The 14250-nt window shown below is 73.6% G+C and carries 12 protein-coding genes and 1 pseudogene; 8 read left to right on the top strand and 5 right to left on the bottom strand.

All coding sequences use genetic code 11. From position 1 onward, the window contains the following. Positions 1-7: 7 nt before the first annotated feature. From ACFWVC_RS30560 to ACFWVC_RS30545, 4 genes and pseudogenes are all read right to left on the bottom strand, one after another. The gene (locus tag ACFWVC_RS30560) at positions 8-2161 is read right to left on the bottom strand and encodes a SpoIIE family protein phosphatase (protein WP_384294530.1); all 2154 of its coding nucleotides are present in this window, start codon (positions 2159-2161) and stop codon (positions 8-10) included. A gap of 112 nt (positions 2162-2273) precedes the next feature. Further along, positions 2274-3356: pseudogene (locus ACFWVC_RS30555) on the bottom strand (serine hydrolase domain-containing protein); the annotation flags it as partial. Continuing rightward, positions 3322-3519: a hypothetical protein gene (locus ACFWVC_RS30550; protein WP_319662505.1), complete on the bottom strand. Its 198-nt coding sequence runs from the start codon at positions 3517-3519 to the stop codon at positions 3322-3324. The pseudogene ACFWVC_RS30555 and the gene ACFWVC_RS30550, both read right to left, overlap by 35 nt. 38 nt (positions 3520-3557) lie before the next feature. Continuing rightward, complete coding sequence (locus ACFWVC_RS30545) at positions 3558-4856, bottom strand: multidrug effflux MFS transporter (RefSeq protein WP_384294666.1); 1299 nt, start codon at positions 4854-4856, stop codon at positions 3558-3560. A gap of 142 nt (positions 4857-4998) precedes the next feature. On the opposite strand from ACFWVC_RS30545, the gene ACFWVC_RS30540 reads away from it, so the two are divergent. After that, positions 4999-6000 (top strand): Gfo/Idh/MocA family protein, encoded by a 1002-nt coding sequence (locus tag ACFWVC_RS30540; protein ID WP_384294663.1) that lies wholly within the window; start codon positions 4999-5001, stop codon positions 5998-6000. A gap of 878 nt (positions 6001-6878) precedes the next feature. Here the strand turns inward: ACFWVC_RS30540 and ACFWVC_RS30535 are convergent. Further along, positions 6879-7193, bottom strand: coding sequence for a 4a-hydroxytetrahydrobiopterin dehydratase (locus ACFWVC_RS30535; RefSeq protein ID WP_384294523.1), 315 nt, complete (start codon positions 7191-7193; stop codon positions 6879-6881). Positions 7194-7227: 34 nt separating this feature from the next. On the opposite strand from ACFWVC_RS30535, the gene ACFWVC_RS30530 reads away from it, so the two are divergent. The 7 genes from ACFWVC_RS30530 to ACFWVC_RS30500 all read left to right on the top strand — a co-directional run. Then, the gene (locus ACFWVC_RS30530) at positions 7228-7989 is read left to right on the top strand and encodes an SDR family oxidoreductase (RefSeq protein WP_384294519.1); all 762 of its coding nucleotides are present in this window, start codon (positions 7228-7230) and stop codon (positions 7987-7989) included. 89 nt (positions 7990-8078) lie between these two features. Then, positions 8079-8759, top strand: a complete 681-nt coding sequence (locus ACFWVC_RS30525; RefSeq protein WP_384294515.1) for a hypothetical protein — start codon at positions 8079-8081, stop codon at positions 8757-8759. Further along, the gene (locus ACFWVC_RS30520; protein ID WP_384294512.1) at positions 8756-10867 is read left to right on the top strand and encodes a bifunctional polysaccharide deacetylase/glycosyltransferase family 2 protein; all 2112 of its coding nucleotides are present in this window, start codon (positions 8756-8758) and stop codon (positions 10865-10867) included. Before ACFWVC_RS30525 ends, ACFWVC_RS30520 begins: the two co-directional genes overlap by 4 nt. Next, a complete protein-coding gene (locus ACFWVC_RS30515; protein WP_384294508.1) occupies positions 10864-12201 on the top strand; it encodes an acyltransferase in 1338 nt (445 codons plus the stop codon). The genes ACFWVC_RS30520 and ACFWVC_RS30515 overlap by 4 nt, the downstream gene beginning before the upstream one ends. A gap of 45 nt (positions 12202-12246) precedes the next feature. Next, complete coding sequence (locus ACFWVC_RS30510) at positions 12247-12705, top strand: lamin tail domain-containing protein (protein ID WP_384294504.1); 459 nt, start codon at positions 12247-12249, stop codon at positions 12703-12705. A gap of 112 nt (positions 12706-12817) precedes the next feature. After that, complete coding sequence (locus ACFWVC_RS30505) at positions 12818-13666, top strand: alpha/beta hydrolase (protein ID WP_384294501.1); 849 nt, start codon at positions 12818-12820, stop codon at positions 13664-13666. A 24-nt stretch (positions 13667-13690) separates the two neighbouring features. Next, positions 13691-14250 (top strand): alpha/beta hydrolase (locus tag ACFWVC_RS30500; RefSeq protein ID WP_384294495.1); only part of this gene is annotated, 560 nt, incomplete at its 3' end.

The following is a 14250-nucleotide window of genomic DNA, read 5'->3' as shown; positions in this document are numbered from 1 at the left end:
CCGTATGTCAGGTCACGCGGGTGAGCAGCAGGGCGATGTCGTCGCTGCGGGGCGCGGAGCGGCGGGCTTGTTCGACCAGGGCGTCGGCGAGTTCCTCCAGCGACAGGTCGCCGGCGCGGTCGACGTGGCCGGCCAGGGCGGCGGTCGCCTCGTCGAGGTCGACTCCGCGGGCCTCGACCAGGCCGTCGGTGTAGAGGACGAGGAGCGTGCCCGGCGGCAGCGGGATCTCGATCGTCGGGTAGCGCGCGTCGCGGTCGACACCGAGCAGCGGTCCCGGCGGCACTCGCAGCAGCTCGCAGCCGCCGCCGGGGTGCCGCAGCAGCACCGGCGGGTGGCCGGCCGTGGCCAGGTGGGCGCGGTGCCGGGCCAGGTCGAGGTGGACGTAGACGCAACTGGTGAGCAGGCCGGGGTCGAGGTCGACCAGGAGGCGGTTGGAGCGGGCCAGGACCTCGCTGGGGGAGGCCCCGGAGGTGGCGCGGACGGCGGTGCGGACCTCTCCCATGAGGGCGGCGGCGTTGACGTTGTGGCCCTGGACGTCGCCGATGGTGAGGGCGGTCATCTGCGCGCCGAGGCTGATGACGTCGTAGAAGTCGCCGCCGATGTCGATGCCCTGGGTGGCCGGGACGTAGCGGGCGGCCACGTCCAGGCCGGGGATCTCGGGCAGGGCCCGGGGCAGCAGACGCGCCTGAAGGGTGATGGCGAGGTCGTGCTCGGCGTCGTAGAGCCGGGCGCGGTCCAGCGCCTGGGCGATCAGGCCGGCGATGGAGGTGAGGACGCTGCGTTCCCCCGGCGGGAAGGGGTGCGGCCGGTCGTAGGCGAGCACCATGGTGCCGACGGCACGGCCCGAGGCGATCAGCGGCAGGAACGCCCAGGCGGCCTTGGTGTCGCGGACCTCGACGGCCGGGTAGAACCGGCGGAGTTCCGCGACGGTGGCGAAGAAGCCGGGGACGCCGGTCCGCATGACCCGCACGGCGGGGTTGCCCATGGACAGCGGGGCCATGTCGAGCTCGGCCATCAGCTCCTCGGTGTACCCGCGGTAGCCGATGATCCGCAGCCGGTCCGCCTCCGTCGTCAGCAGCGAGACGCCCTGCACCCCGAAGACGGCCAGCATCTGGTCCATGACCTGGTCGATGACGTCCTGCACGCCGACGGCCTCGGTGAGCGTCGCGGCCAGGTGCAGGAGGTGGTAGAGGGCCACGGCCCGGTCCTGCCCGCCGGTCTCGGGCAGCCGCGCGGCCGGGGTGTCGGCGTCCACGGGGGCGGGGGCCGCGGTGACGCGGGCGCTGATGCCGGAGGGGTCCGGGTGGAGCTCGAAGGAGAGCCAGTGGTCGGGCGGCCGCAGCGTGGTGAGGGAGGCCGGCCGGAGGCTGATCAGCGCGCCGCGGCAGCTGTCCTCGAAGACCGGGTCGCCGAGCCAGGGCAGGGTCTGCCAGGGCCGGGACCCCAGGAGTACCGGGATCTCCGCCCCGAGCAGACGGGCGGCGGCCCGGGTGACGAAGGTGAAGCGCCCGTCCAGGTCCAGCGCGAAGGACGCCTCCGGCAGCCGCTCGGCGAGGGAGGCCGCCGCCAGCGCCTCGGCGGGCCCGTGGACGCGGGCCCGCAGCGGGGACAGCATCCTGGGCTCCTGCCCGGACGGCAGCGGGCACCCCCGGTCGGCGGCCTCCCGCAGCAGCACGCCGATGCGGTGGCAGGCGGCCCGCAGGGCGCTCCGCTCCCGCAGCGACAGCTGCCGGGCGTGGGCGCCGGGCAGGAAGAGCACGAGCCCGCCCCAGGACCTGCCGTCGGCGGTGATCGGGGCGGCGGCCAGCGAGAACTCGTACGGAAGCACCAGGGCGAGGCGGGGATAGATCCGGGCGGTCTCCTCGGGGCCGCCGAGCCAGACGAGTCGGTCCTCGCGCACCGCGTCGGAGACCGGGGTGCTGTAGGCCAGCCCGATGCGCGCCCACAGCCCCGCGAACGACTGCGGGCCACCGACCAGCGTCGCCAGGCGCAGCGTCTCGTCGTCGGGGCTCAGCAGGTAGACCAGGCTGACGGAGGCGCCGGTCTCACGCGTCACCTGGAGCAGTGGGGGGTCGATCAGCTCCGGGCCCGGGACCGGGCCAGGACCCACGGCACCGATGCCGTCGGCGTCCGTGGCGGCGACTCCGGCGGGGTTCCGCATCCTTTCCCCTTCCGGCGGCGGACCTCACCCCCCGAACAAAACGAACCGCCCCCTTACTGACGATATTCCCCTTTTGGGAGGTCGGCGGCGCCACATGGTGCCGCGTTCACGCCACCCCGAGCGCCCGGGCGAACCGGGTCCCCACGGCTGCCCGCGGGGCGCTCCCGTCGCGCCAAAGGCGGCAGGGGTGCACGGAGTTGGCGAGCAGCACCAGGAACGAGTCGGTCGCCGGGTCGATCACCAGGCTGGTCCCGGTGAAACCGGTGTGCCCGACGGCGCCGCGCCCGGCGAGGGCGCCCATGAACCAGGGCTGGTCCCTCTCGAAGCCGAGGTGGGGGCCGCCCGCGTCGAGCAGGGAGCGGCACAGCAGGGCCAGGTCCCAGGCGGTGGAGAACAGGCCCGCGTGACCGGCGACGCCGCCCATGGCGTACGCGTTCTCGTCGTGCACCGAGCCGCGGAGCATGCCGCGGTCCAGCCGGCCCCAGGGGCGGCGCTGGTCCTCGGTGGCGGCGATGCGGGGCAGCCATCCGGCGGGCGGGTTGTAGCGGGTGTCGTACATGCCGAGGGGACCGGTGATCTCCTCGCGCACCAGGGCGTCGACGGATTCGCCGGTCTCGCGTTCCAGAGCGTGCTGGAGGGCGATGAGGTTGAGGTCGGAGTAGACGCGCGCGGCGCCCGGCGCGGCGACCGGCTCCTCCTCCCACAGCAGGCGGGCCCGGGCCTCCGCGTCGGCCTGGTCGTAGAAGGGCAGTTCGGGGCGGAGCCCGGAGGTGTGGTCGAGCAGCTGGCGTACGGTGACGCGCCGCTTGCCCGCGGCGGCGAACTCGGGCACGTACGCGGCCACCTCGCGGTCCGGCTCCAGCCGGCGGACGGCGACGACGGCCGTGAACAGCTTGGTCAGCGACGCCAGATCGAAGATCGTGTCGGGCCGCATCGGCACCCACTGCTCGCGGGGCAGTTCGGCACCGCGGTCGGCCCGCTCGTCGTACCCGCGGTAGCGCACCGCCCAGCCCACGGCCTCGTGCAGGGCAACGGTCGCCCCGCGCCCGGCGAGGACGACGGCCCCCGCGCACCAGGGATGCACGGAGGCGGGCGAAGGTTCCAGAAAGGGGGTGATCTCCCCGACGAGCCGGTTCAGCTCGTCCGCGCGCAGCTCCGCGTCAGGGCAGGTACCTCTCGACAGCCGCGGGGCCATGCTCCTCCAGCAACTTGCGGGCCTGTTCGAGCCGGGCCGGCGTCGGCTCGCGGCCGGAGGCCATGACCAGGTCCTCCGGATCAATCATGTGTTCGGACCCGGTGTGCAGGCAACTGTCCGCGGTCTTCCAGGCCCACTTGCTCTCGTCGATCGGCTCGGTCATCACTGCCTCCTGACTCGGCACGGCAATGATCGCAGGGATCACCGTGCATCCACAGTACGCCGCCAGGGGCGGCACAGCCCGGCGAAACAGGCCACCGCGGCCAGCACGCTGCCCAGCTGCACCAGCGCCATCGGCACGGCCGAATCCTCGCCCGCGACACCCACCAGCGGCGAGGCCACGGCGCCCACGAGGAAGGAGGTCGTGCCGAGCAGCGCGGAGGCGGAACCGGCCGCGTGCCGGGTGCGCATCAGCGCCAGGGCGTTGGTGTTGGGCAGCACCAGGCTCATCGCCGACATCAGCACGAACAGGCCCGCGGCCACCGGCAGCAGCCCGACCCTCCCGAACACGCCGGAGGTCATCGCCAGCAGCGCGACCGCGGCCAGCGTGATCACCACCAGTCCCACGGCGACCACCTTGTCCATGCTGACCCGCCCCACCAGCACCTTGCCGTTGACCTGGCCCAGCGCGACCAGCCCGACGGAGTTGACGCCGAAGAGCAGGCTGTAGGTCTGCGCGGAGGCGCCGTAGATCTCCTGCACGACGAAGGAGGAGGCGGAGACGTAGGCGATCAGGGCGGCGAAGGTGAAGCTCGCGGTGAGCATGTAGCCGGTGAAGGGCCGGTCGGCGAGCAGCCCGCGCATCGTGTGCAGGGTCTCCCCCAGGCCGCCGCGGTGCCGGTCGGCCGGGTCCAGGGTCTCCGGAAGGCAGCGCCACACCAGGAGGACCAGCAGCGTGCCGACCACGGTGAGCACGACGAAGACCCCCCGCCAGTCGGTGATCCGCAGCACCTGGCCGCCGATGAGGGGGGCCACGATCGGGGCCACCCCGGAGATCAGCATCAGCGTGGAGAAGAAGCGGGCCATGGCGACCCCGTCGTACAGGTCGCGGACGACGGCCCGGGCGATGACGATGCCCGCGGCGCCGGTCAGGCCCTGGAGCAGCCGGAAGGCGATCAGCAGCCCGGCGCTCGGGGCGAACGCGCACACGGCGGTCGCCAGCACGTACAGGACCATGCCCACCAGCAGCGGCCGGCGGCGGCCCCAGCGGTCGCTCATCGGGCCGACGACCATCTGGCCGAGGGCCAGTCCGGCCAGGCACGCGGTCAAGGTGAGCTGCACCATGACGGCCGGGCTCCGCAGCGACTCCGTGACCTGCGGCAGCGCCGGCAGATACATGTCCATCGACAGCGCGGGGAGCGCGGTGAGGCCGCCGAGCACGAAAGTCACCAGCAGTCCGGTACGGCCTCCTGGGCGCTCTGCGGCGCGTCGTACCGGGGTTGACGCCCCCGGTGTGGATATCTGGTCGGGCGGGATCGGGCCGGCTTCCGGCATCTGCATCTCCGTGGTCGGTGAATCGTTCTCTATGCTCTCAGCCATCACAAGGTGGATGAGACCAGGTGGGGGCAGTTCCGTGAGTGATTCGATCGGTGGTTCCGGCGACACCTCCGCCGGCGCCTCTTCCGCCGGGTCCGGACGCAGGATCCGGTGGGGCATCCTCGCGACCGGCGGCATCGCTTCGGCGTTCGCGAGCGACCTGCGGGAGCTCAAGGACGACGCGGAGCTCGTCGCCGTCGGCTCGCGCAGCACCGCGGCGGCGCGCGCCTTCGCCGACCGCTTCGACGTGCCTCGCGCGTACGGCAGCTGGACCGCGCTCGCCGACGACGAGGACGTGGACGTGGTGTACATCGCCACCCCGCACTCCGCGCACCGCGTCGCCGCGGGACTGTGCCTGCGGGCCGGACGGGCGGTGCTGTGCGAGAAGCCGCTCACCGTCAACGCGGTGGAGGCGCGCGAGCTGGCCGAACTCGCGCGCGGGCACGGCCGCTTCCTGATGGAGGCGATGTGGATGTACTGCAGCCCGGTGATCCGCCGGCTCACCTCCCTGGTGGCCGACGGGGCGATCGGCGAGATCCGGGCGGTCCACGCGGACTTCGGCCTGGCCGGGCCCTTCGAGCCGAGCCACCGGCTGCGCGACCCGGCCCAGGCCGGCGGCGCCGTGCTCGACCTGGGCGTCTACCCGGTGTCCTTCGCCCACCTGCTGCTCGGCGAGCCGGACGAGGTCCAGGCCTGGGGGCACCTCACCCCCGAGGGCGTGGACGACGCCACGGGCATGGTGCTCGGTTACGACAGCGGCGCGATGGCGGTGCTGAGCTGCTCGCTGGCCGCCGACACGGCCCGTACGGCGGTGGTGACCGGGACCACGGGACGGATCGAGTTCCCGCGCGGCTTCTTCTACCCCGAGCAGTTCGTGCTGCACCGCGAAGGCGTCGATCCGGAGGTCTTCGGCCCGCCGGCCGCCCCGGCGGGCGGGCGGCTGCAAGGCCTGCACGGCCTGCAGTACGAGGCGATGGAGGTCATGCGCTGCCTGCGGGCGGGCGAGACCGAGTCGCCGCTGGTGCCGGTGGAGGGCAGCCTCGCCGTGATGCGCACCCTCGACACGGTCCGCGACCGCATCGGCGTCCGCTACCCCGGCGAGGCCTGAGCGACGGACCCCCGAGCGGCCCCGTCCGGCAGGTCTTCCCCCGCCGCCCGCCACCTCGGCGGGACGGCGGCCACGGGCTGCCGCGCCCGGGAAGGGATCGCGGGGCCGTCCCCGGTCCTGCACCAGGTGCTGCCCTGCCCGCGGGCGTGGATGCTCTCCTCGCCGCCCGGCGGCGACGCCACGGCGCGGGGCCCGCCCTCGGGCCGCCCATGACCGCCGGAAGTCTCGCGCCCGGCCGCCACCTTGGGGCAGCGGCCGCACGGGCTCCGGCACGAGGCGATCGAGCTCATCCACTGCCCGCGCGCGGGCGAGACCCCGTCACCGCCGGTCCCGGCGTGCCAGCCACGGGCTGCCGCTGACCACGGGATGCCCTCGGCCTGATGTCGCGCCCCAAGGACGACGTCGCCGACGTCGCCGGTGACGCCGGGGCACGGGAAGGAACCGCGGGACGAACGTCCCCGACGCGCCTCCCGACGCTCCCGCGGGCGGGATCCCTGACCGCCGCAAGTCTCCGGCCCGGCCGCCACCTTGGGCCAGCGGCCGCACGGGCTCCGGCACGAGGCGATCGAGGTCATCCACTGCCCGCGCGCGGGCGAGACCCCGTCACCGCCGGTCCCGGCGCGCCGAGCCACGCGCCGCCGCTGACCGGACGACGCGGCCGCGAAGAGGACGTCGCCGGCATCTACCGCCCGCTCCCTCGGGTGCATGCGCTGCCTGTGCGGTGAGCCGTCATCACCGTCGGCGGCCGGGGAAGGGCAGCCTCCCGCCCGCAACGCAGCAGCGCCTAGCCGCAGGCCACGCGCCGCCGCCGGCCTGGCGGGACGCCCCCCGGCGCAGGGCACGGTGCGCCGGCCCCACGCTCCCGCGGCGGAGAGCCGCTACGCGGCCCCGTGCGCCGGGGCGATGTCCTGGATGCGGCGGGCGAGGTCGAAGTCCTTGGCGGTGAGCCGGCCGCCGGCCGCGTGCGTGGTGACGGCGACGTCGACCGCGTTGTAACGGAGCGTCAGGTCGCTGTGATGATTGACCTCGTCCTGGATCTGCGCGATGTGCACCACGAAGACCGCGCCCGGCAGATGCGGGAGCCGGTAGGTGCGCTGGAGGGTCGCGCCGTCGTCGGTCAGGGACCAGCCGGGCAGCTCGGCCAGGCGGTCCTCGATCTCCTTGTGCGACAGGGGCTCGGCGTAGGGCGGCATGTCGCCATGGTCCCACCGCCTACGCTGCGGGGCCATGAACGGTAATGAGACCGCGGACAGGAAGATCGCCGTCGTCACCGGCGCCGGCTCGGGCATCGGGCGGGCGGTGGCCGTCGAACTGTCGGCCGCCGGCTGGACGGTGGCGCTGGCGGGACGGCGCGAGGAGGCACTGCGGGAGACCGCGGCGACGGCGGCCGGGGAGACCGCCGTCATCCCGACGGACGTCACCCGGCCGGAGGCGGTGGCGGCGCTGTTCGACGCCACCGCCGCACGCTGGGGCCGGGTGGACCTGCTCTTCAACAACGCGGGCCGGGGTGCCCCGGCCGTCTCCCCGGACGAGCTGTCGTACGACGACTGGCGGGCCGTCGTGGACGTCAACCTGCACGGCGCCTTCCTCTGCGCGCGGGCCGCGTTCGCCGCGATGCGGGCGCAGGATCCGCAGGGCGGCCGGATCATCAACAACGGCTCGCTCTCCGCGCACGTGCCGCGTCCACTGAGCATCGCGTACACCGCGACGAAGCACGCCGTGACCGGACTGACCAGGTCCCTGTCGCTGGACGGCCGCCCGTACCGGATCGCGTGCGGTCAGATCGACATCGGCAACGCCGCGACCGACATGACCGAACGCATGGCGGGCGGAATCCTGCAGGCGAACGGCGCCCTCCTGCCCGAACCGCGCATGGACGTGACCGACGTGGCCCGCACGGTCGTGCACATGGCATCCCTGCCGCCGGAGGCGAACGTGCAGTTCGCGACGGTGATGGCGACGGCGATGCCGTATATCGGACGCGGCTGAGCCTGGCAGAGAACGACCAATTCGCCTACGGAATCGGTCAAGTGCGAAATACGTCCCATAGGACCGCTTGCGTCGCGTTACGTTGCGGCATGCTCTCCAAGCACCACCATGACGTATGGTCAGAACCGCCGCCCGTGGACGATCCGGAGGCCGGCACCGGGATCGACGATCCCGAGACCGAGCTCATATCGCTGCCCGGCCCCGTCTTCGTCGATTCCAGCGGGCGGCGGGCCCGCATGGTCCGCAGGGCCGGCTGGGCGGTCGGCGCAGCTTGCACGCTCTACACGGCCGCCCTCGTACTCAGCCTCTCCGGCGCGACGCCGATCGCGCCGAAGACGCTGCTGCCGCTGCCGGGGGTACCGAGCACAGCGCCGGACGACGCGGGCTCCTCGGGGACGGGGGAAGTCGACGTACCGGCCGACCAGGCCGCTCCCCCGGCGACGGCGGGGCTGTTCCGGGCGGGGACGGGCGCGGGTCCGGCCCCGTCCGGCAGCGCCCGGCCGAAGGCGACCGCTTCTCCCAGTCCGCGCACCACACCCAGCGGCCACGCCACCGGTAGCACCGGCCCCAAGGCCGGCACGTCCCCGACACCGCGCGCGACCGGGACCAAGCCGCCCGCCTCCTCGCCGACACCCAGTACCTCGGCGAGTTCGTCGGCCAGTTCATCGGCCTCGTCGTCGGCGCAGCCCTCCGGCTCGTCCGGGCCCGGCTCCGAGGTGCCGCCCGCCAGCGGCACCGGCACCGACCAGCAACCGCAGGGCGGCTCGTGATACCCCTGCGCCCCCGGCTCGTCATACCCGTCCTCGCCCTCGTCGTCCTCGTGTGCGTGCTGCTGCTCGGCGGCTACGTACGCGGCGACTTCGAGGCCGACCACCGGGTGCACCCGCCGGTGGCCACGGACAAGGTCCCCGAGGCGGTGCTGGACGGCGGTCCCGTGGTGGACTCCACCGGGGACCGCCCGCGCTCGTACCGCACGCCGGACCACACCATCGCCCTCACCTTCGACGACGGACCGGACCCGGTCTGGACGCCGGAGGTGCTCGACGTGCTGCGGCGGCAGAACGTGCACGCCACCTTCTTCGTCACCGGCAGCAACGCCGCCCGCCACCCGGACCTGATCCGCCGGATGGTGAACGAGGGGCACGAGATCGGCGTGCACACCTTCGCCCACCCGGACCTGGTGTACCAGTCACCGGGGCGGGTCGACCGCGAGCTGTCGCAGACGCAGCTCGCGCTCGCGGGGGCGGCCGGCATCCACAGTTCGCTGTTCCGCCCGCCGTACTCCTCCACCGCCGACGCGCTGGACGACCTGTCCTGGCCGATCGTCCAGCAGGTCGGCCGCAAGGGCTACGTCACCGCCTTCATCGACCAGGACGCCGAGGACTGGCGCCGGCCCGGCGTCCAGGCGATCGTCGACGGCTCCCTCCCCAAGAAGCCGGGGAAGGGCGCGATCGTGCTGATGCACGACGCCGGCGGCGACCGCTCGCAGACGGTGGCCGCGCTGGACCGGCTGATCCCGCTGCTCAAGGAGCGCGGCTACCGCTTCGAGACGGTCGGCGCGGCGGTCGGGGCCAGTTCCACCAACCACCCGGTCGGCGGGGCCGAGTTGTGGCAGGGGCGGATCTTCGTGGCCGCCGTGGAGCTGTCCGAGACGGCCGTACCGGCGCTCGCCGTCCTGCTGGCCGCCGTGGGCGTGCTGGTCCTGGCGCGGTTCGCCGCGATGCTGCTGCTGGCCCGCCGGCACGCCCGTCGACGCCGGGCACCCGGCTTCCGCTGGGGACCGGCGGTCACCGAACCGGTGAGCGTCATCGTGCCGGCGTACAACGAGAAGGAGTGCATCACCCACACGGTCAACTCGCTCGCCGCCGGGGAGCATCCCATCGAGATCGTGGTCGTCGACGACGGGTCCAGCGACGGCACCGCCGACATCGTGGAGGCCCTCGGCCTGCCCGGTGTCACGGTGGTGCGGCAGCCCAACGGCGGCAAGCCGGCCGCGCTCAACAACGGCGTCGCGCACGCCCGGCACGACCTGATCGTGATGATGGACGGCGACACGGTCTTCGAGCCGGCCACCGTCCGCGAGCTCGTCCAGCCCTTCGCCGACCCGCGGGTCGGCGCGGTCGCCGGCAACGCCAAGGTCGGCAACCGCAACCGGATGATCGGGCGCTGGCAGCACATCGAGTACGTGATGGGCTTCAACCTCGACCGCCGCATGTACGACCTGATGCGCTGCATGCCGACCATCCCCGGCGCCTGCGGGGCCTTCCGGCGCGACGCGCTGCGCGACGTGGGCGGCATGAGCGACGAGACCCTCGCCGAGGACACCGACGTCACCATGGCCCTGCACCGGGCCGGCTGGCACGTGGTCTACGCCGAGCGGGCCCGCGCCTGGACCGAGGCGCCGTCCTCGGTACGGCAGTTGTGGGAGCAGCGCTACCGCTGGAGCTACGGCACCATGCAGGCGATGTGGAAGCACCGCGGGGCGGTGCTGGACCGCGGCCACTCCGGGCGGTTCGGCCGGGTCGGGCTGCCGCTGGTAGTGCTCTTCCAGGTGCTCACCCCGCTGCTGGCGCCGCTGCTCGACGTCTTCGCCGTGTACGGGCTGGTGTTCATGGACCCGTTTCGCACCGCGGTCGCGTGGGCCGCGGTGCTGGGTGTGCAGGCCGCGTGCGCCGCGTACGCGTTCCGGCTCGACGGCGAGCGGCTGCGGGACCTGTGGCCGCTGCCGCTCCAGCAGGTCCTGTACCGGCAGTTGATGTACCTGGTGCTGCTCCAGTCCTGCATCACCGCGGTCAACGGCGGCCGGCTCGGCTGGCACAAACTGCGGCGCACGGGCGAGGTCGGCACGCCGCCCGTGGCCGCCGGGAGTGAACGGTGATACCGCGTCCGCCCGACCACCCCTACCCGGAGGACCCCATGCACGCCCACGACCCGCGCGGCGTCCGCCCGCCGGGACCGGCGCCGGTGCCCGCACCGCTCCCCGGTCCCGGGGGCGGACGGCGGCGTGCCCGCGTCGCGGCGGAGCACGGCGCGACCGTGACCGTCGACGCACCGGAGCGGGACCGGGCGGGCGGGTTCCCGGCGGGGGCCGGCGCACCCGCCGCGACGGCCGGCGCCGCAGCCGCCAAGCCCGCCAGGGTCGGGGGCGAGGGCGGGGGCCGGGACCGTTATCTGGACCTGCTCCGGGCGCTGGCCCTGGTGCGGGTGGTGGTCTTCCACACCTTCAACTGGGCGTGGCTGACCTACGCCTTCCCCTCCATCGGCGTGATGTTCGCGCTCGCCGGCTCGCTCATGGCGCACTCGCTCAAGCGCCCGGCGGGCTCGGTGCTGCGCAGCAGGGCGCGGCGGCTGCTCGTGCCGTACTGGCTCTTCGCGGCGGTCGTCGTGGGCGCGATGCTGGTGCACGGCTGGCGCATCCACTCCTGGCCGCGGATGCTGCTGTGGGTCCTGCCGCTGGCGGACCCGCCGCGCATCGCGTGGGCCGAGCAGATGACGGACCCGCTGTGGTACATCCGCACCTACCTTTGGCTGGTCCTGCTCTCCCCGTGGCTGCTGAAGGCCTTCCGCGCCGCACCCAGGGCGTGTCTGGCCGCCTGCGGGGTGCTGGTCGCCCTGGCCCAGTACGACAGGCTCCCGCTGACGGAGCCCGCGCTCACCCCGGCCGTCGACCTGGTCACCTTCGCGGCCTGCTGGCTGCTCGGCTTCGCGCACCGGGACGGACGGCTGGACGCGATGCGGGCCCGGACCGTGCTGGGTCTGGCCGCGCTGTGCCTGGCCGCGGGCGGCTGGTTCGCGCTCACCCACCCCACCGACGAAGGCTTCGACCTCGGCGAGATCCCGCTCGCGCAGGCGCTGTGGTCGGTCGGTTTCGTCCTCGTACTGCTCCGCTTCCGCCCGCGCCGGCTGACCCGCGTACCGGTGGCGGACGGCGCGGTGAAACTGCTCAACGCCCGCGCGGTCACGGTCTACCTGTGGCACGAGGTCGCGCTGTTTGTCAGCGTCCCGCTCATCGACCGCATGTGGGACGTGCCGTTCTTCGAGGCCCATCTGCCGCTGGACGCCACCTGGTTCCAGTTCCTCGTGGCCTGGCCGCTGATCGGCACGGCCATCCTGCTGACCGGCTGGGCCGAGGACGTCGCCGCCCGGCGCAAGCCGCACCCGTGGCCGGCCGGCGGCGGAGGGCGCCGCGCACGCGCCCGCCGTCGCACCTGACCGCCCGACCCGCCCTATCCGCACCACCTTGGGGGACCCCGCACCATGCGCACCCGTACGACGCTGACCTGCCTGCTCACGGCGATCTCCGCGACCGCCGCCACACTCGCCCTCGCGGCCCCGGCCGCCGAGGCCGCCGGCTCCGTCCACCTCGCCAAGATCTACTACGACAGCCCCGGCACCGACCGCGGCTCCGACGCGAGCCTCAACGCCGAGTGGGTGACGATCACCAACTCCACCTCGCGCGCGGTCAGCCTCAAGGGCTGGACGCTCACCGACGCGGCCAACCACAAGTACACCTTCGGCAGTTACTCCCTCGGCGCCGGCAAGACCGTCAAGGTCCACACCGGACCGGGTACGGACACCAAGAGCGACCGCTACCAGAACCGCGGCTGGTACGTGTGGAACAACGACAAGGACACCGCGACCCTGCGCAAGTCCGGCGGCGCGAAGGCCGGCGCCTGCGCCTACAACAGCACGCGCTCGGACTACAAGAACTGCTGAACTGCTCCCGCGGTGCCGGGATCTGCTCCCACAATGCACATCCACGCCGCCGGACCCCCTGGGTCCGGCGGCGTTTGCGAGGGTGGGGCCGTCAACCCCCGCGCAAAGAGGAATGGTTCCCGTGACTGCTGCACACGACGTCGAGCGGATCGAGCAGGCCAACGCCTCGGGGCGCCCCCCGGTCGTCTTCGTCCACGGGCTCTGGCTGCTGCCCAGCAGCTGGGACCGGTGGGCCACGGTGTTCGAGGAGGCCGGGTACGCCCCGGTCACCCCCGGATGGCCCGACGACCCGGAGACCGTGGAGGAGGCCAACGCCCATCCGGAGGTCTTCGCCGGCAAAGGGGTCGCCGAGGTCGTCGACCACTTCGCCGACCTCATCGGCAGGCTGGACCGCAAGCCGGCCGTGATAGGCCACTCCTTCGGCGGCCTGATCACCCAGATCCTCGCCGGACGCGGGCTGTCGGCCGCGTCGGTCGCCATCGACCCCGCGCCGTTCCAGGGCGTGCTGCCGCTGCCGGTGTCCTCACTGCGCTCCGCGGCCCCGGTGCTCGGCAATCCCGCCAACTTCCATCGCGCGGTGCCGCTGACCTACGACCAGTTCCGGTACGGCTTCGCCAACGCGGTGAGCGAGGAGGAGGCGCGGGAGCTGTACGAGACGTTCGCCGTGCCCGCCCCCGGCGAGCCGCTGTTCCAGGCCGCCGTCGCCAACTTCAACCCGTGGAGCGAGACGAAGGTCGACACGGAGAACCCGGAGCGCGGGCCGCTGCTGCTGGTCTCCGGCGAGAAGGACCACACCGTGCCGTGGGCCATCACCAACGCCTCGTACAAGAAGCAGCACCGCAACGAGCGGGCCGTCACGGAGATCACCGAGATCGCGGGCCGCGGGCACGCCCTGACGATCGACAGCGGCTGGCGCGAAGTCGCCGAGACCGCGCTGGCGTTCGTCAAGCGCTTCCACTGAGACCGCCCGAGGGGAGACAGAACCATGCCCGAGCACGTGCCCACCGCTCCTGTGCTGGAGCCCGCCGCGGCGGATTTCGCGGCGGCGACCGCGAAGCCGCCGTTCCTGTTCGACCTGGACCCGGCCGAGGGCCGCAAGGCCGTCGACGAGGTCCAGTCCGGTGACATCGCCAAGCCGGACGTGGACGAGGAGTGGATCAACGTCGAGGGCGGCCCGACCGGCAGCGTCCGCGCCCGGATCGTCCGCCCCGCCGGCGCCTCCGGCACCCTGCCCGTCATCCTCTACATCCACGGCGCCGGCTGGGTCTTCGGCAACGCCCACACCCACGACCGCCTGGTCCGCGAACTGGCCACCGGCGCGCGGGCGGCCGTCGTCTTCCCCGAGTACGACCTGTCCCCCGAGGCCCGCTATCCCGTGGCCATCGAGCAGAACTACACCGTCGCCCGCTGGATCGTCACCGCCGGCGCCGCCAAGGACCTGGACGCCACCCGCCTCGCGGTCGCAGGCGACTCCGTGGGCGGCAACATGACCGCCGCGCTGACGCTGATGGCCAAGGACCGCGGGGACGTGCCGCTGGTGCAGCA

Origin of the sequence: Streptomyces sp. NPDC058691, from assembly GCF_042714775.1 — a bacterium.
In the GTDB taxonomy this organism is placed as follows: domain Bacteria; phylum Actinomycetota; class Actinomycetes; order Streptomycetales; family Streptomycetaceae; genus Actinacidiphila.
This window is presented reverse-complemented; position numbering and strand designations above follow the sequence as displayed.